12 protein-coding genes and 2 pseudogenes are annotated in these 17,125 nt (G+C 64.7%); 9 read left to right on the top strand and 5 right to left on the bottom strand.

The features are described from left to right. From Q0W88_RS07435 to rlmH, 4 genes and pseudogenes are all read left to right on the top strand, one after another. Positions 1-369, top strand: a pseudogene (locus Q0W88_RS07435) (DNA polymerase III subunit delta); the annotation flags it as partial. Further along, positions 360-1,004, top strand: a complete 645-nt coding sequence (gene nadD / locus Q0W88_RS07440; protein ID WP_297801745.1) for a nicotinate-nucleotide adenylyltransferase — start codon at positions 360-362, stop codon at positions 1,002-1,004. The pseudogene Q0W88_RS07435 and the gene nadD, both read left to right, overlap by 10 nt. 66 nt (positions 1,005-1,070) lie before the next feature. Further along, a pseudogene (rsfS, locus tag Q0W88_RS07445) lies at positions 1,071-1,376 on the top strand (ribosome silencing factor); the annotation flags it as partial. A 3-nt stretch (positions 1,377-1,379) separates the two neighbouring features. Further along, a complete protein-coding gene (rlmH, locus tag Q0W88_RS07450; RefSeq protein WP_297801747.1) occupies positions 1,380-1,850 on the top strand; it encodes a 23S rRNA (pseudouridine(1915)-N(3))-methyltransferase RlmH in 471 nt (156 codons plus the stop codon). 45 nt (positions 1,851-1,895) lie between these two features. Here rlmH and katG read toward each other — a convergent pair whose 3' ends face one another. Both katG and Q0W88_RS07460 read right to left on the bottom strand, forming a co-directional pair. Then, on the bottom strand, positions 1,896-4,100 hold the full coding sequence (katG, locus tag Q0W88_RS07455) for a catalase/peroxidase HPI (RefSeq protein WP_297801749.1): 2,205 nt from the start codon (positions 4,098-4,100) through the stop codon (positions 1,896-1,898). A gap of 189 nt (positions 4,101-4,289) precedes the next feature. Further along, positions 4,290-5,909, bottom strand: a complete 1,620-nt coding sequence (locus Q0W88_RS07460; RefSeq protein WP_297801751.1) for an alkaline phosphatase — start codon at positions 5,907-5,909, stop codon at positions 4,290-4,292. Between the two features lie 72 nt (positions 5,910-5,981). On the opposite strand from Q0W88_RS07460, the gene Q0W88_RS07465 reads away from it, so the two are divergent. The 4 genes from Q0W88_RS07465 to Q0W88_RS07480 are packed head-to-tail and all read left to right on the top strand — an operon-like array spanning position 5,982 to position 12,554. Beyond that, positions 5,982-6,560: a Maf family protein gene (locus Q0W88_RS07465; protein ID WP_297801752.1), complete on the top strand. Its 579-nt coding sequence runs from the start codon at positions 5,982-5,984 to the stop codon at positions 6,558-6,560. 1 nt (position 6,561) lies between these two features. Continuing rightward, positions 6,562-8,049 (top strand): ribonuclease G, encoded by a 1,488-nt coding sequence (rng, locus tag Q0W88_RS07470; protein WP_297801753.1) that lies wholly within the window; start codon positions 6,562-6,564, stop codon positions 8,047-8,049. A 3-nt stretch (positions 8,050-8,052) separates the two neighbouring features. After that, positions 8,053-11,835 (top strand): YhdP family protein, encoded by a 3,783-nt coding sequence (locus Q0W88_RS07475; RefSeq protein ID WP_297801754.1) that lies wholly within the window; start codon positions 8,053-8,055, stop codon positions 11,833-11,835. Then, positions 11,832-12,554 (top strand): N-acetylmuramoyl-L-alanine amidase, encoded by a 723-nt coding sequence (locus Q0W88_RS07480; protein ID WP_297801755.1) that lies wholly within the window; start codon positions 11,832-11,834, stop codon positions 12,552-12,554. The genes Q0W88_RS07475 and Q0W88_RS07480 overlap by 4 nt, the downstream gene beginning before the upstream one ends. On the opposite strand, the gene Q0W88_RS07485 is transcribed toward Q0W88_RS07480, so the two are convergent. Together Q0W88_RS07485 and Q0W88_RS07490 are read right to left on the bottom strand one after the other, a co-directional pair. Further along, the gene (locus tag Q0W88_RS07485; RefSeq protein WP_297801756.1) at positions 12,540-13,658 is read right to left on the bottom strand and encodes an SMP-30/gluconolactonase/LRE family protein; all 1,119 of its coding nucleotides are present in this window, start codon (positions 13,656-13,658) and stop codon (positions 12,540-12,542) included. The genes Q0W88_RS07480 and Q0W88_RS07485 overlap by 15 nt on opposite strands. Beyond that, positions 13,655-14,053, bottom strand: coding sequence for a nuclear transport factor 2 family protein (locus Q0W88_RS07490; RefSeq protein ID WP_297801757.1), 399 nt, complete (start codon positions 14,051-14,053; stop codon positions 13,655-13,657). The genes Q0W88_RS07485 and Q0W88_RS07490 overlap by 4 nt, the downstream gene beginning before the upstream one ends. 138 nt (positions 14,054-14,191) lie before the next feature. On the opposite strand from Q0W88_RS07490, the gene Q0W88_RS07495 reads away from it, so the two are divergent. Beyond that, positions 14,192-16,297: an amidohydrolase family protein gene (locus Q0W88_RS07495; RefSeq protein WP_297801758.1), complete on the top strand. Its 2,106-nt coding sequence runs from the start codon at positions 14,192-14,194 to the stop codon at positions 16,295-16,297. A 73-nt stretch (positions 16,298-16,370) separates the two neighbouring features. Here the strand turns inward: Q0W88_RS07495 and Q0W88_RS07500 are convergent, their stop codons facing one another. Beyond that, the gene (locus Q0W88_RS07500; RefSeq protein ID WP_297801759.1) at positions 16,371-17,015 is read right to left on the bottom strand and encodes a hypothetical protein; all 645 of its coding nucleotides are present in this window, start codon (positions 17,013-17,015) and stop codon (positions 16,371-16,373) included. Between the last annotated feature and the right edge of the window lie 110 nt (positions 17,016-17,125).

The following is a 17,125-nucleotide window of genomic DNA, read 5'->3' on the forward strand; positions in this document are numbered from 1 at the left end:
CGGGACTTTCCGCGTGCCAGCCGCATCTTGCGCGGTTTGCGCGCCGAGGGCGAGCAGGTGCCGGCCCTGGTGCCGATGATCGGCAAGGAACTGCTGAATCTCGCTTATTACGCCCGTATCCAGGAAGACAGCCGGCGTGCGCAGTCGGCCATGCAGGCCGACAAGCTCTGGCAGGCTAAGCAGGCGCAGATGCTGCGCATGCTCGATCACGGCAGTTGCCGCCTGTTTGAAGATCTGTGCCGGCAGCTGGCCGATGTCGACCGCATGTCCAAAGGCCGCCTGGGCGGCGATGCCTGGGTGGCGCTGGAGCGCGTGTTGGCGCAATGGTCGGAAGCCAAATCCCGGCCCCGTGTGTCGGTGTGCGCCTGACGATTTACTACGGCGGGACCTTCGACCCCGTGCACAAGGGGCATCTGGCCATCGCCGCCGCCGCGCAGTCTGCCTTCAACACCGAGGTGATCCTGCTGCCCAGCGCCGATCCGCCGCACCGGCCACCGGCCTCGGCGTCGGCCGAACAGCGCGCCGCGATGGTGGAACTGGCCATTGCCGGACAACCGGGGCTGCGCTGCGACCCTCGTGAACTGCACCGATCGGGCAAGTCCTACAGCGTGCTGAGTTTGCGCGAATTGCGCGAAGAGCACGGCCCGGATCACCCCATGGCGTGGCTGATCGGGATTGATTCCTTTCTGGGGCTGCCATCCTGGCACCACTGGCAGGATCTGTTCGGTCTGTGTCATTTCATCGTGGTCCGGCGTCCGGGCCTGGACATCGATGCCGCCGGCAGCGAGCTGTCCGCGGCCTGTGAGGGGCGTTGGCAAACGGATCCCGAGGCGCTGAGCCGATGTCCGTCAGGCCGGATTTACCGCTTGCCGATGCCATTACGGCCGGAATCGGCAACGGCCGTCCGTGCCGGTCTGCAGGCCGGACAGAACATGAACGCCGTCCTGACGCCGACGGTTGCCGCCTATATCCACCGGCATGGGCTTTATACTTCAGGGGTATAATAGCCAGCCCTGTTCCCGAGGATCGCCTCTTGACCCAAGCCCACATCATCAAAACGCAGTTGCCCAATGAAGGCCAAGGACGCGGTCGAGATCGATGTGCGCGGCAAGACCAGCATCGCCGATTATCTGGTGGTCGCCTCCGGCACCTCGTCCCGGCATGTCAAATCGGTCGCCGATGAAGTGGTCAAGTTCGCCAAGAAGTGCGGCGTCATGCCGCTCGGCGTCGAAGGCGCCTCCGAGGCCGAGTGGGTCCTGGTCGATCTGGGCGATGTCATCGTGCATGTCATGCTGCCGCGCGTGCGCGAGTATTACGCCATCGAGCGTCTGTGGACGGTCGGCGATCAACCGCCCGAGAGCGACGCCCTGAACTGAATCATGAAAGCGCGTCTGATCGCCGTGGGTGAACGCGCGCCCAGCTGGGTAGCCGAGGGCTTCGGCGAATACCAGAAACGCCTCTCGCACTGGCTGCCGTTTGAATTGATCGAAATCGCTCCCGGTATCCGCGGCAAGGGTCGCGATGCCGTGCGTGCGCAGGCCGATGAAGGCCAACGGGTCATCGCCGCGCTGCCCAAAAACGCGCATGTGGTACTGCTCGATGGCCGCGGCCGGAATCATTCCTCGGAAGCACTGGCGCAGCGGCTGGAAGCATGGCGGCAGCAGGGACGCGATCTGGCATTTCTCATCGGCGGGCCCGAGGGCCACAGCCCGGAGGTTGCGGCCAAGGCCGATGAACACTGGTCCATCGGGGCGCTGACGCTTCCGCACATGCTGGTGCGATTGATCGTCGCCGAGCAGCTGTATCGGGCGGCCAGTCTGCTGGCCAATCACCCGTATCACCGCGCATGAAAAACGGGCCGTCGAAACGGCCCGTTTTCATCAAACAAGCGGTGATCAGGCCAGATCGAAACGATCGGCGTTCATCACCTTGGTCCAGGCCGCAACGAAGTCCTTGACGAACTTCTGCGCATTGTCGTTCTGGGCATACGCCTCGGCAATGGCACGCAGTTGCGAATTGGAACCGAAAGCCAGATCGACGCGGGTCGCGGTCCACTTCACGGCACCGGTCTTGCGGTCGCGGCCTTCATAGGCGTTGTCGCCGACCGGTGTCCAGGCCGTCGACATATCCACCAGATTGGTGAAGAAATCGGTGCTCAGCTGGCCCGGACGGGTGGTGAACACGCCGTGTTTGGAACCGCCGGTGTTGGCGCCGAGGACGCGCAGACCGCCGACCAGCACGGTCATTTCCGGCGCGCTCAAGCCCAGCAACTGGGCTTTGTCGATCAGCATTTCTTCCGGAGACACACTGAAGGCTTTCTTGCGGTAGTTGCGGAAACCGTCGGCCACCGGTTCGAGCACGGCGAAGGATTCGGCATCGGTCTGCTCCTGGCGGGCATCGGTACGGCCCGGGCTGAACGGCACATTGACCGGGGTGCCGGCAGCTTTGGCGGCCGCTTCAACACCGGCATTGCCGGCCAACACAATCAGGTCGGCCAGGGACACTTTCTTGCCGCCGGATGCGCTGGCGTTGAACCCGGCTTGGATGGCTTCCAGTGCGGAAAGCACTTTGGCCAGCTGTGCAGGCTGATTGACTTCCCAATCCTTCTGCGGTGCCAGGCGGACACGGGCGCCATTGGCACCACCGCGACGGTCTGAACCGCGGAAGGTCGAGGCCGACGCCCAGGCGGTGCTGACCAGTTCGCTGACCGACAGGCCCGAGGCCAGAATCTTGGCTTTCAGCGCGGCGGCATCGTTGCCGTCGATGAGAGCGTGGTCCACGGCAGGAATCGGATCTTGCCAGATCAGATCTTCGGCCGGCACTTCCGGGCCGAGATACAGGCATTTCGGGCCCATGTCGCGGTGGGTCAGCTTGAACCAGGCGCGGGCGTAGGCGTCGGCGAACTCTTCGGGGTTGGCCAGGAAGTGGCGCGAGATTTTTTCATAGGCCGGATCGAAACGCAGCGACAGATCGGCGGTGGTCATGTGCGGCGGGTGCTTGATGCTCGGGTCGTGCGCATCCGGAATCATGTCTTCCGGAGCGACGTCTTTGGCACGCCATTGGATGGCGCCGGCAGGGCTATTGACCTGTTCCCATTCGTATTTGAACAGAACTTTGAAGTAACCCATATCCCACGTGGTCGGGTTCGGTTTCCAGGCGCCTTCAAAGCCGCTGGTGGTGGTGTGGATGCCGTGACCGCTGCCGAATTTATTGATCCAGCCGAAACCCATTTCTTCGATCGGCGCGCCTTCCGGTTCCGGTCCGACCAAAGCCGGGTCGCCGGCACCATGCATTTTGCCGAAGGTGTGACCGCCGGCCACCAGGGCCACGGTTTCATAATCGTTCATCGCCATGCGCGCAAAGGTTTCACGCACGTCGCGGCCGGAAGCGACCGGGTCGGGCTTGCCGTCCGGACCTTGCGGATTGACGTAGATGAGACCCATCTGCACCGCGGCGAGCGGGTTTTCCAGATTGCGGTCCCCGCTGTAGCGGCTGTCGGCTTTGTCGCTGGTGGCCAGCCATTCTTTTTCGGCGCCCCAGTAAATGTCTTCTTCCGGCGCCCAGATGTCGGCGCGGCCGCCGCCGAAGCCGAAGGTCTTGAAGCCCATGGTTTCCATGGCGACGTTGCCGGCCAGAATGAACAGGTCGGCCCAGGAGATCGCGTTGCCGTATTTCTGTTTCAGCGGCCACAGCAGACGGCGTGCTTTGTCCAGATTGCCGTTATCCGGCCAGGAATTGAGCGGAGCAAAACGCTGGTTGCCGGTGTTGGCGCCGCCACGGCCATCGGCCGTGCGGTAGGTGCCGGCGGCGTGCCAGGCCATGCGGATGAACAGGCCGCCGTAGTGACCCCAGTCGGCCGGCCACCAGTCCTGCGATTCGGTCATCAGCGCCGCCATGTCTTTTTTCAGCGCTGCATAATCCAGCGACTTGAAGGCTTCGGCGTAATCGAAGTCCGGATCCATCGGGTTGGATGCCGGCTGGTGTTGATGCAGGATGGACAGATTCAGCTGATTGGGCCACCAATCGGCGTTGGATTGGGCGCCATGGGTGGCGCGTGCGCCGCCGGCGGCGTGGAACGGACATTTCGAGGCATTGGACATGGGATTCACCGCTTGTGGGGAAGGGTAAAGGCATGCTGCGCCCTGAAAATAAATCAATCAAGTAAATAATTTTTATGGAATGAATTCATGAAAGCTATCGTTGTGCCGGGTTTTTTACCGATTCGCCGCCGCCGGGCATGAAAAACGGGCGCATCGGCCCGTTTTTCCGTGCGCCTTCCGCCCGGGCGGTTAGCCGCCCTGCGGCAGCTTCACCGGCACGCCTTTTTCGCAGTAGCCCTTGCCGCACAGATAGTTGCGGATCAGAGGCTGCGGTTGGGTCAGTAGATGGAAAATGACGTTCTGCTCGAGATTGCCGCGCACGGCCTCGCTGCCCGGGCCGCGCGCCCAGATGCCGACATCGTCGCCGCCGTGGGTTTCGGCATTGCTGGGCACCAGTGCTTCCTGCATGAAGTTCGGGTGTTCGGTATCCACCTCGGTCAGGTCCGGGCGTCCGGTCGCCGGTTCGGCGTAGCCGCCCGGATTGTGCGGAAAGTTCTTGCTGCCGGCCGGCTGCTGGCCGCTTTCCCCGGCATAGCCCGGGCCGTTGGCGTACACCAGCGTGGTGTAGGGCTTGCCGAGCAGGTCCTTGACCAGCCCCAGCGGCGCGTCTTCGGTGGATTTGCCGATGACCTTGCCCAGGATCGGATTGCCGCGCTGCGGATAGCCGACGAAGCTCATGGTGTGGGCGTGATCGGCGGTGACCACGATCAGCGTATCGTTTTCCGAGGTCATCTCCGTGGCGGCACGGATGGCATCGCTGAACGCCACGGTTTCGGTCAGGGCGCGGAAGGCATTGCCGGAATGGTGGGCATGGTCGATGCGGCCGCCTTCGACCACCAGAAAGAAACCGGGCCCGTTCTTTTTCAGCAGGCTGATGGCGGTCCGGGTCATCGCAGCCAGACTCGGTTCGTCGTCCTTGTCGGTGATGCGGTCGTAGTCGTAGCTCAGGTGATCGCCGTTGAACAGGCCGACCAGACGCCCGGTTTTGGCCGAATCCAGCTTGGCGAGCGCACTGCCGGTGTAAACGAAGGTGGTCGAAGGCTGCCGTTTGCGCCATTCGGCGATCAGATCGCGGCCGTCCTTGCGCGTACCCTTGGCGTTCGGGTAGCCCGTGGCCGTGGCCGGCAGGAATTTGTTCAGGCCGCCGCCCATCACCACATCGATGCCGGTGCCGTTGGCGTAGTCCAGTAATTGCGTGGCGATGTCCCTGCAGCCCTGGGCCTTGGCGGCATCGGGCATGTCGGCATCGCTTTCCCAGTTGCGCTCCGGGGTGTGCGCATAGGTGGCGCCCGGGGTGGCGTGAGTGATGCGGGTGGTCGTGACCACGCCGGTGGCCAGACCGGCGCTTTTGGCCAGGGTCAGCGCGCTGGTCAGCGGCTGTTTCAGCCCGGCCGTGCAATCGCCGCGTGCGGGAAGCTGGCCGACGCTCAGGAAGCCCATGCGGGTCTTGGCGCCGGTGATCATCGCGGTCATGGTGCCGGCCGAGTCCGGGGTCTGGCTGTCGGTGTTGTAGGTCTTGCTGAAGGCGGTATACGGAAAGCGCTCGAAGCTGAGCTGGTTTTCCTCGCCGGTCTGCTGGCGTTGCTGGCCTTCATAGATGCGTGCCGCCGCGACCGTCGGCAGGCTCATGCCGTCACCGACGAACAGGATGACATTCCTGGCCTTGGCCTTGCCGGCACCGAGCTGATGGGCGCGTTCCGCACCCTGCTGGAACCAGCGTTCGGCCGATTCGCCGGTCTCGGCCGCCGCCGCGCCTGCCAACAACAGCAGAGCGCCAAAGCAAAGTAGAATACGGGATATGAGGGTCATGTCGGTTCCTGTGGCTGTCATCGGCGGTGCGGGCATTTTCAGCCCTCTATATTACAACTTAACGGCATCGGCATGATTTATCTGGCTTCCCAATCTCCGCGTCGACAGGAACTGCTGACCCAGTTGGGGGTGCGTTTCGAAACCCTCGACGCGCCGGTGTTCGAGCAGGTCCGGCCCGGCGAGAATCCGGAGCAGTACGTGAACCGCGTGGCCCGGGAAAAAGCCGGCGCCGGTCTGCTGCAACTGGCCGGCCGGCCGCAGGCCATCGTGCTGGGCGCGGATACCGATGTGGTCATCGACGGCGAGGTGCTCGGCAAGCCCGCTGACGCCGAACAGGCCGCGGCACTGCTGCGCCGGCTGTCCGGCCGCACGCATCAGGTGCATACGGCCGTCTGGTTGGTTTCCGCCGGCAGGGAACAGTCCGCGCTGGTCAGCACCGAGGTGCGTTTCGCGGCGTTGAGCGACGCGGAAATCAGCGCCTACATCGCCACCGGCGAACCGTTCGGCAAAGCCGGCGCCTATGCCGTACAGGGCCGTGCCGCCGCCTTCATCGCCGGCATTTCCGGCAGTTATTCCGGGGTCATGGGTCTGCCCTTGCATGAAACGGCCCTGTTGCTGCGGAACTTCGGTGTTCCGCTCTGGTCTGCCTGAGATGACCCCCAACGAAGAACTGCTGATCAATGTCACGCCGCGCGAAACCCGCGTGGCGGTGATCGAGAACGGCCTGCTGCAGGAGCTGCACATCGAGCGCAGCTCGCGCCGCGGGGTGCTGGGCAATCTGTACAAGGGCCGGGTGCAGCGGGTCATGCCGGGCATGCAGGCCGCGTTCGTCGACATCGGTCTGGAGCGCGCCGCCTTCCTGCATGCCTCCGACATCGTCTCGCCCGCCAGCCGTGCCCTGGCCGGCGACGCGCCGGTGCCGGAATCGCGGCCGCAGCCGCTGATCACCTCGCTGGTGCATGAGGGCCAGGAAATCGTGGTGCAGGTGATCAAGGATCCGATCGGCAGCAAAGGCGCGCGGCTGACCACCGAAATTTCGATTCCGTCGCGCTATCTGGTGCTGTTGCCGGATTCCCAAGTCATCGGCATTTCCAGCCGCATCGACGACGAGGCCGAACGCCAGCGCCTGAAACAGCTGGTGCAGACGCATGCCGATGCCACCGGGTTCGGCTACATCGTGCGCACCAATGCCGAAGGCATCGAGGCCGCCTACATCGAGCAGGACATCGCCTACCTGAGCCGTGCCATCGCCGTGCTGCGCCAGCGCGCCAAAAGCCAGAAGGTCGGCGAATGCATCTATGAAGACCTGTCGCTGCCGATGCGCGCGATGCGCGATCTGCTGCATGCGCGCACCGCGACCGTGCTGATCGACTCGCACGAAACCTTCGACAAGGTGCAGCGTTTCGCCCAGCAGCTGATGCCCGATCTTGCCGGCCGCATCCAGCATTATTCCGGCGAACGTCCGATCTTCGACCTGTACGGCGTCGAGGATGAAATCGGCCGCGCGCTCGACAAGCAGGTGCCCTTGAAGTCGGGCGGCTATCTGGTGTTCGACCAGACCGAAGCGATGACCTCGGTCGACATCAACACCGGATCGTTCCTCGGCCAGAAGAATCTCGAGGAAACCGCGTACCGCACCAATCTGGAGGCCGCGCAATCGGTCGCGCGCCAGCTGCGCCTGCGCAATCTGGGCGGCATCATCATCATCGACTTCATCGACATGCATGATCCCGAGCACAAACGCCAGGTGCTGCGCACGCTCGAGAAGGGGCTGGCCAACGATCACGTCAAGACCACGGTGTACGATTTCTCGCCGCTGGGTCTGGTCGAGATGACCCGCAAGCGCACCATCGAAAGCCTGCAGCGCCAGCTGTGCGAGCCGTGCCCGGCCTGCAGCGGGCGTGGCTACATCAAGACCGCGGAAACGGTGATCTATGAGATCTTCCGGGAAGTCACCCGCGCCGTGCGCCAGTTCGAAGCCGACAAAGTCATGGTGATGGCGGCGCCCAAGGTGGTGGCCAAGATCACCGAAGAAGAATCGGCGGCGGTGGCCGAGCTGGAAGTGTTCATCGGCAAGGACATCCGCTTCCAGCCCGACGAGCAGTACGCGCAGGACCAATTCGACGTGGTTCTGTCCTGACCGATGCCGAGCCCGCTGCGCCGCACCCTGCGACTCACCCGCCGCACCGCCGGATACGGGTTCCTGGTGCTGCTGATTCTCGCCGCGCTGGCGGTCAGCATCGCCAATCTGCTGCTGCCGTTCATCGAAAACAACCCGCAGCGCGTGCAGGCCTGGCTCAGCGAGCGGGTCGGGCAGCCGGTGCGCTTCCAGCACAGCAGCACCGAATGGACGCGGCGCGGCCCGCGCATTCGTCTGACCGGCCTGCGTGTCGGCGAGGGCGGCAGTGCGGTGGAAATCGCACGGGCCGAATTGCTGGTTGCGGTCTATTCCGGTCTGTTGCCCGGTCATCCGCTGACCGAACTGAAAGCCAAGGATCTGCACCTGCGCCTGGAGCAGCTGCCCGATGACAGCTGGCAGCTGCTCGGCGTGCCGCGCCAGCAGAACAGCACGACCGATGCGCTGGATGTGCTGTCGGGTTTCGGCGAGCTGCAGCTGGAGCGTTCGGATCTGGTGATCCGGCCGAACCGGCATCCGGCCATCCGCATTCCGCGCATCGACATGCGCATGCGCGTGCAGGACCGTCAGCTGCGCATCGGTCTGCGCGCCGAAGCCCGGCGCGGCGGTGCGCCCCTGCAGCTGGTCGCCGATCTGGACCGGCGCGACATGAGCGGGCGGGTATGGATCGGCGGCGAAAGCCTGGATGCCGGCCACTGGTTGGCGTTGTTTCCGGGCCTGAAGGTGCCGGCTGTCGATTCGGAAAGCGATCTGGATGTGTGGGCGCAGATCGAACGGCGCCGGATCATGCGGGTGCATGGCCGTCTGCAGGTTTCCGATCTGGCCCTGGCAACGGGCAAACCGAATCCTTCACGTCTGCGCTTTTCCAAAGAAACCCTGTTCGATGACATTCGCGGTCAATGGTTCTGGCAGCGGACGGCCGCGGGTTGGCAGGCCTCTGTGCCCGAAATCCGTTTCGACAAAGGCGGCGGCAGTGAACGCATCCGCGATGTGCGCATCAGCGCCATGCGCGGGCGTTGGGCGGCGCAGGCCGAAGCGGTGGCACTCAATCCGTTCACCGTGATCATGCCGCTGGCCAAAGGCCAATTGCCGGATCTGGACGCCTGGCTCAACCGGGCCGGCATCCGCGGCCAGATCAGTGCGGTCAAGGCCGGTGGCCGGACCGATTTCAGCCGTTGGCACGGCGCCGGTTACGGCCAGGCCATCGGCTTCAAACCGATCGGCAAGGCGCCGGGCTTCCAGGAGATTTCCGGCGTTCTGCATGCCGATGAACGCGGCGGCATCCTGCGCTTTTCCGACAAACCCGTGGTGTTGGATTGGCCGGTGTCATTCGGCCGGAAAATCCCCAGCCATTTCGACGGATCATTGGCGTGGTGGCGTTCGGGCCGGGATTGGGTGCTTGGCACCCGGGATCTGGGCTGGCAGGGTGACGGCATGGCGCTGAAACTCGATGCCGAGATGCAGTTCGTGGCCGGCCGCAAAGCGCCCTTGCTGAATCTTGCGGCGCGTCTGGAGACTTTCGATTTCGCCACCGCCAAGCGTTTCTGGCTGCGGCATCTGATGCCCGAAGCCAGCATCCGCTGGCTGGACATGGCGCTGGTCAAAGGCACGGTGCGCGATGGCTCGGTGCTGATTAGCGGCGATCTGGCCGATTGGCCGTTCGCCAACAAGGCCGGCCGCTTCAGCGCCACCGCCACCGTGCGTGCCGAGCAGCTGCAGTTCGCCGCCGACTGGCCGGCGGCCGAAAACGCGGTGCTTGCCGTCGACTTCAACGGCCCGGGATTCAGCGCCATCGGCACTGCCGATTTTCTCGGCAACCGCGTGCAGGTCAAGCCGAGCGGCATCGCGCGATTCCATGATTCGGAACTGGTCATCGATGTGCACACCGATTCGGATTTCGCCCGGCTGATGCCTGTGCTGCAGCAGACGCCCCTGAAAACCAAAGTCGGCGAGGCGGTGACCGCGCTGGTCGGCAAAGGTCCGGTCAGTGCCGATGTGCGCATGTTGTTTCCGCTGAAGAAGGGACTCGCGTTCAACCGCATCGACGGCGATATCGATCTGCGCGGGGTGGCCGTGCGTTCGCCGGATTGGAATCTGGCCATGACCGAGGCCACCGGCCGTGCCCGGTTCGACAACGACGGATTCAGTGCCGCCGGCATCCGTGGGCGCATGGCGAAGAATCCGGTAGCGCTCGATCTGCGGGTCGGACGAAACCACGTCAAAGACGCCGGCAACCGGGTTGAAGCCGGAATTTCCGGGGTGTTCCATACCGATACCCTGCTGCGTTACGATCCGTCGCTGGCCGCTCTGAAAGGCGTGCTGGCCGGACAAAGCCCCTGGCAATTCACCATCAGCCTGCCGAATGCGCGCAACGGCGCCGATGCTCCGGTGCTGCTGGAGGCGCAGTCGACCATGATCGGCACCGAAATCCGGCTGCCGGTGCCGTTGAACAAGCCGGCTGCGACATCGCAGGCCTTTCAATTGCGCACCTCGCTGCCGGCCGACAAAGGCGTGATTGAATTCCGCATCGGCCCGGCGTTCCGGCTGCTGCTGAAAAAACCGAAAGACAAACCGATGGCCGGCATTGCGCTGTTCGGCGCACAGACCCAGGGCAGCATTCCCGCCAGCGGCTTCTCGGTGCGCGGCAGCAGCGACGAATTCGATGCGCCGGCCTGGCTGGCGCTGGCGAAAAAAGCCGAGGACGGCGCCGGCCTGCAGAGTTTCGATCTGAGCGTCAATCATCTGCGCCTGATGGGCGAGGATTTCGGCCTGACCCGCCTGCAACTGGCGCCGGCGCCCGAGGCCATGGGCGTGCGCGCCAGCGGTGCCCGTCTGGACGGAACGCTGAGCCTGGCCAAAGCCGCCAACGCGCCGATCACGGCCAAATTCAGCCGCGTGCATTTCGCCCAGGCCGGCGTGCCGGCGCAGAAAGCGCCGGTGGCCATGCAGCCGTTGGACGTCGGCAATCCGGCGGCCTTGCCGCCGATCAATCTGGTGATCGAGGATCTGCGTTTCGGCGATGTGCTGCTGGGCCGCAGCGAGATGCAGACGGTTCCTTCCAAACAGGGCCTGTTGATCCAGAAGTTCAGCACCCAATCGGCCATGCTCAGCACCAGCGCCAGCGGCCTCTGGCAGGGCGAAGGCGCGCAGGCGCGCACCTCGCTGCAGGCCACGGTCAGCAGCCCGGATCTGGGCAAGCTGTTGAGCGCGGCCCACTACGGCGGCGCCATCCGGCGCGGGAAAACCACGGCCAAGCTCAGCGGCGTGTGGAACGGGGCGCCGATGGATTTCAGTCTGGCCGGTTTCAACGGCCTGCTCGAGCTGCGCATCGACGAGGGCCAGTTCCCGGAAGTGAAGGCCGGCGGCGGCCGCCTGCTCGGGCTGATGAGTCTGGCCGAGCTGCCGCGCCGGCTGTCCTTGAACTTCAACGATCTGACCGACAAAGGTCTCGGCTTCAATTCCATCAAAGGCGATTTCCGTTTCGCCAACGGCAGCGCCAGCACCCAGAATCTGCGCATCGATGCGCCCGCGGCCGATATCAAGATCAGCGGCAGTACCGATCTGGTCAACGCGCGTTTCGATCAGCGCGTGCTGGTGCAGCCCAAGGCCGGCGGCATTCTGCCGATTCTCGGTGCCGCCACGGCCGGGCCGCTGGGCGCCGCGGCCGGTGTGGTGGCCCAAGCCGTGCTCGACAAGCCGTTGAAAGAAAGCTCGGCCACCGAATACCGGATTACCGGCCCCTGGAAAGCCCCCGACGTGGTGAAGCAAAGCGGCGGTGAGCGCAAATGAGCACGCGCCTGCTGGGGGCGCTGCCACTGCTGATGCTCGCGGCCTGCGTGCATCAGGCGCCGCGCAATCCCATGGCGCAGTGGTCGCCTTCGGAAAATTTCGACGAGCGCCGGCCGCGCCTGATCGTGCTGCACGCCACCGAAATGGACTCGGCCGAAGCGGCGCTGCGCGTGCTGAAAACCGAAAACAGTGGCGGGCGGGTCAGCGCGCATTACCTGATTGCCGAAGACGGCCGTATTTTCCAATTGGTGTCCGACAGCAAGCGCGCCTGGCATGCCGGCGGCGGCCGCTGGCGCGGCATCAACGATCTGAATTCGGTTTCGCTTGGCATCGAGCTGGACAACGACGGCACGGAAGCATTCAAGCCGGCGCAGATGGCGGCGCTGAACAAACTGTTGGCCGATCTGTGCACACGCCACGCCATTGCGCGTGATGCGGTGATCGCGCACGGCGACATGGCGCCGACCCGCAAACGCGATCCGAGCGCGCGTTTTCCCTGGCAGGACTTGTGGCAGGCCGGATTCGGCGTCTGGTATGCGGCCGATCTGCCGGAGCCGCCGCCGGAATTCGACGCGGTGCTGGCCTTGCAGGCGTTCGGTTACGATACCCGCGATTTGCCGGCCGCGGTCAAAGCCTTCAGCCGCCGCTTCCGTGGCGAAGAACACGAGACGCTGGATGCCACCGACCGGCGCATCCTGTACGACTTAATCACGCCCTGAAGCCAGCGGGTTCGGCATCCAGCCCAGATACCCGGCGTGCAGGCTCTGGATATACAGACGCTCCGCGCTTTCGGTGACGCCGGTCGATTCCGGATAGGCGCCGTCCGGATCCTGCAGGTCGGCCACGATGCGGCCGTCTTCGGTGAACGCGAACACATGGCCGTAGGGTTTGGGGATCGGCCACCAGGCGCGCGGCAGACGCAGCGTGAGTTTGCGCAGAAAGGGTTTGTCGGCCAAGGCATCGAGCGTGGCATTGCGCGGCTTGGCAAACCCGGCCCAGATCCGGCCATCGCGGCCGCGGGTCAGATTGTCCGGATAGCCGGGCAGGTTGTCGAACAGAACCACGGCCTGCGTGCTGCCGCTGGTTACATCCAGATCGCGCGCGTTCACGTCGAGTTTCCAGAGGCGCGAACGCCCGGTTTCGTTGACGAACAGATGCCGGCCGTCGCGGCTCAGCGCCACGCCGTTGGCGAAACTCAAACCGGTGGCCAGCACGCGCGTGCGGCGTGTGTCCGGCTCATACACCAGAATGCGGCCGGTGGCCGATTGCTCGAGGATGTCGAGCACGCTGGCTTCGAAGGTGCCGCCCCAGTCGGCCGGTGCGAAGCGGCGCGAGGCATCGCTGAAATAGAATTTGCCGTCGGCGGCCACGGCCACCGCATCGGCGTAACGGATCGGATCGCCGGCCACCGTGTTGGTCAGCACGCGCACTTTGCCGGCGGGATCGATGGACAGCAAACCATGCATGGCATCGGCCGCAATCAGATGGCCGCCGGCATCGAAATCGAAACCGAGCACGCGCCCGCCGGTGTCGGCGAAGACCGACAGCATGCTGCCGTCAGGATTCATGCGCAGAATGCGGCCGCTGGCCACCGCGGCATACAGCAGGCCGTCCGGGCCGAGGGCGACATGCTCGGGGCCGCTGTCGCCGTTCAAGGCGATGCGCTGCAAGCCGGCCAGGCGCCGGTTCGGCGCATGCGCGCCGACATAGCCCGCCGCCGCTGCGCTGTGCCACACCTTCGGCTCGGCCGGCACCGGCCAGAAGCACAGATACGCGATGGCCACGATCAGCGCGACGAGAAACAGTTTCAGCAGAAATTTCATGGCGCCGGTTTTCCGGCCGCCAGCATCGCGCCCATTTTCTGGTGAATCAGGTTGACCGCCTTCAGCGGCCGCAGCATGACTTTGAATTCGGTGAGCTGCCCGGCCGCATTCCAGCGCAGCATGTCCACGCCGTTGACCCGGATGCCGTCAATGTCGACCTCGAATTCCAGCACCGCATCCTGGGGGCCGACCACTTCGCGCACATAACGGAAGCTATCGTTGATGAACACCTGCAGCGCCGCGCCCAGATACGCCCGGGTAATGGCCTTGCCGTGCTGCGGGGTATGCACCACCGGCGAATGGAACACCACGTCCTCGGCCAGCAGGGCATCCAGGCCGCGTGGATCGCGGCGGCGGACCAGTGCATGCCAATCGGAAAGGGCAGAGGTGGGCATGGCAAGGGTCCTGAAAGGGCGTGCGCCCAGTGTATGCCAAATCGGCCCGCGGCTGCCTCAGGCGCTGGCTGGCCTTGACCCCGGTTTTGCCCTACCATCGTCATTCCGGCTCTGCCGCTTCCCTGGAAAGGATGTCCCATGTCTGCACGCTCACGCTATGCCCTTTATGCCCTGCTGCTCGCCGTTCTGCCGGTGCAGGCCGCCGAACGCATCCGTCATGTGGTTCTGGTCGATGGCGGCAAGCAGGCCGGTGAACAGGTGGTCGAACGCGGCGCCGACGGCTGGACCACGGTCCGCTTCACCTACAAGGACAACGGCCGCGGGCCGGAAATCAGCGAGCGCTACCGCTTGGCGGCCGACGGCGGTTTCGCCGAGTACCATGCCACCGGAAAAACCACCTTCGGTTCCGAGGTCAAAGACGATTTCATCCGCACCGGCAATGAAGCGCAGTGGACCTCGACCTCCGAAACCGGCCGCGCCCCGGTGCAGGGACCGGCCTTTTATTCGCCCATCAACGGCTCGCTGATGCCGCTCTCGATTGCCTTGCCGGCGCTGCGCAGCGGCAAGCCGGTCAGCCTGCTTCCGGGCGGCACCATGCTGGGCACGGTGGTGGACCGCCACAGCGTTTCCGCCAAAAACGGCAGCCGCAGCGTGGAGCTGATGAAGCTGACCGGGCTCGGCCTGTCGCCCAGCTTTTTCTGGATCACCGAGGGCAAGGCGCCGCAGGTGTTCGCCTTGATCATTCCCGGATACATGGCCTTCATCGAGCAGGGCTATGAAGCCGAGGTGGCCGCGATGACCGCCAAACAGCAGACGGCCGAAAGCAAAGTGCTTCTGGAATTCGCGGAAAAATCGCTGAAGCCGCTGCCGGGCCTGACCGTGATCCGCAACGTGCGCGTGTTCGACAGCGCCACGGCCGTGCTCGGCAAGGCCAGCGATGTGTACGTGCTGCGCGGCCGGATCACCGCCGTGCTGCCGGCCGGCGCCCCGAGCGCGGGCGCGGAAAACAGCGTGGACGGCAACGGCCGCGTGCTGCTTCCCGGACTGTTCGACATGCACGGCCACATCGGCCCGTGGGACGGCCCGCTCAATCTGGCCAACGGCGTGACCACCAGCCGCGACATGGGCAACGACAACGCCACCCTGCAGGGCATGCTCGACCAGCAGGCCGGCGGCAAACTGCTGCTGCCGAATGTGGTGCCGACCGGTTTTCTGGAAGGCGAAAGCCCGTATTCGGCGCGCAACGGCTTCGTCATCAAGGATCTGGCCGGCGCCAAGCAGGCCATCGACTGGTATGCCCAGCACGGCTACCCGCAATTGAAGATCTACAACTCCTTTCCCAAGGAGATCCTGAAAGACACCGTGGCCTACGCGCATCTGCGCGGCCTGCGGGTCAGCGGCCACATTCCGGTTTTCCTGCGCGCCGAAGACGCGGTGAATGCCGGCTATGACGAAATCCAGCACATCAACCAGCTGATGCTGAACTTCCTGGTCAAGCCGGAAACCGACACGCGCACGCTCGAGCGCTTCTACCTGCCGGCCGAAAAAGTCGCCGATCTGGACATGGATTCCAAGCCGGTCCGCGATTTCATCGCCTTGCTGGTGAAAAACAAGGTCGCGGTCGACCCGACCCTGGCCACCTTCGATTTCATCCGCCAGCGCGACGGCGAAACATCCAAGCCGTATGCCGCCATCAGCAGTCACATGCCGCTGGAAATGCAGCGCGGCCTGCGCGCCGGCAGCATGAAAATCCCGGACGAGGCGACCTTCAAACGCTACGACCGTTCGTATGAAAAAATGGTGGCCTTCGTCGGCCAGATGTACCGCGCCGGCGTGCCGCTGGTGGCCGGTACCGATGCCCTGGCCGGCTTCACCGTGCACTCCGAGCTGGAACTGTATGTGCAGGCCGGGCTGACGCCGGCCCAGGCGCTGCAGGTGGCGACCTTGAACGGCGCCCGATTCTCACGCCTGGAACACAGCCACGGCCAGATCAAGCCCGGTTTCGTGGCCGACATGGTGCTGGTGGACGGCGACCCGACCGCCAACATCGCCGATCTGCGCAAGGTGGCACTGGTGTTCACCCAGGGCGGCGTGCTCAATCCCAGCCGCGTGTTCGGCATGATGGGCATCAAACCCTTCGTCGACAATGTGCCGGAAGTGAAACAGACCGCCAAGCCGGAAGCCGCCGCCGGTTCCGGCGGCAAGGCCGGCGCGCATTATGACGGCCTGCGGCATGTGCATTGAGTGAAACACAAGCGGACCTTCGGGTCCGCTTTTCATTGCGGCCGGGCTGTCTTCTGAAATTAACGGCCTTGCGCTAGCGGCCCTTGCCCGGCGCATCCACGGTGATTTCACCCCAGGGCTTGAACACCCAGGTGATGGCCTTTTGATCGCGCACGCCGAGCGCGATGATTTCGCCGGCCTCGTCCACGGCCTTGCAGCGCAGCACCACCTGGTAGCGGTCGTCGCGGCCGGTACCTTTTTCGCGCCAGGAATGCGCGCGTGAAATGCGGGTGCCGGCCAGCGCCTCGGGCACGAAGCAGGGCGCGATGCGCGCACGGTCGGCGTCGGAAATTTTATCCGTGCCGGCGCGCGGTCCGTCTTTGAGTTGTTTGGCGAAATCGAGCAGGGCGACGGTGTCGTTGGCCGGTTCGATGCTGAAGAACTGCGTGGGATCGGCGCCGGCGCAGGCCGCGTCGGTGGCGAACACGAAGTAGCGGTCCTGGCTCACCATGTGGCCGGGCATGGGGCCGGTGGCCACGGTCGGAAAATACAGGCTGTGAATCACGCAGCCGCGTTGGTACGGCATCGGGTAGCTGGGCGAGGACACCTCGACGCCGCCCGAATCGCCGCGGGCCACCCAATCCCGCGCGATGGCGTCTTTGATCTGCGTGGCCGCAGTATCGTTGGCGGCGGCAAGGCCGGAGGCCGACAGCGCCAGCAGGAGCAGAAGGACTTTCATACGTGTCGATGTTTCAGGCAGACGATGCACCAGATCGCTAACATGGTGTGAATAGCCACCACACCCCACACGCCCACGCCGGCCGGCTGCAGGCTCAGGCCCGCCTGCGC

Origin of the sequence: Arenimonas sp. GDDSR-1 (assembly GCF_025980345.1) — a bacterium.
Classification (GTDB): domain Bacteria; phylum Pseudomonadota; class Gammaproteobacteria; order Xanthomonadales; family Xanthomonadaceae; genus Arenimonas.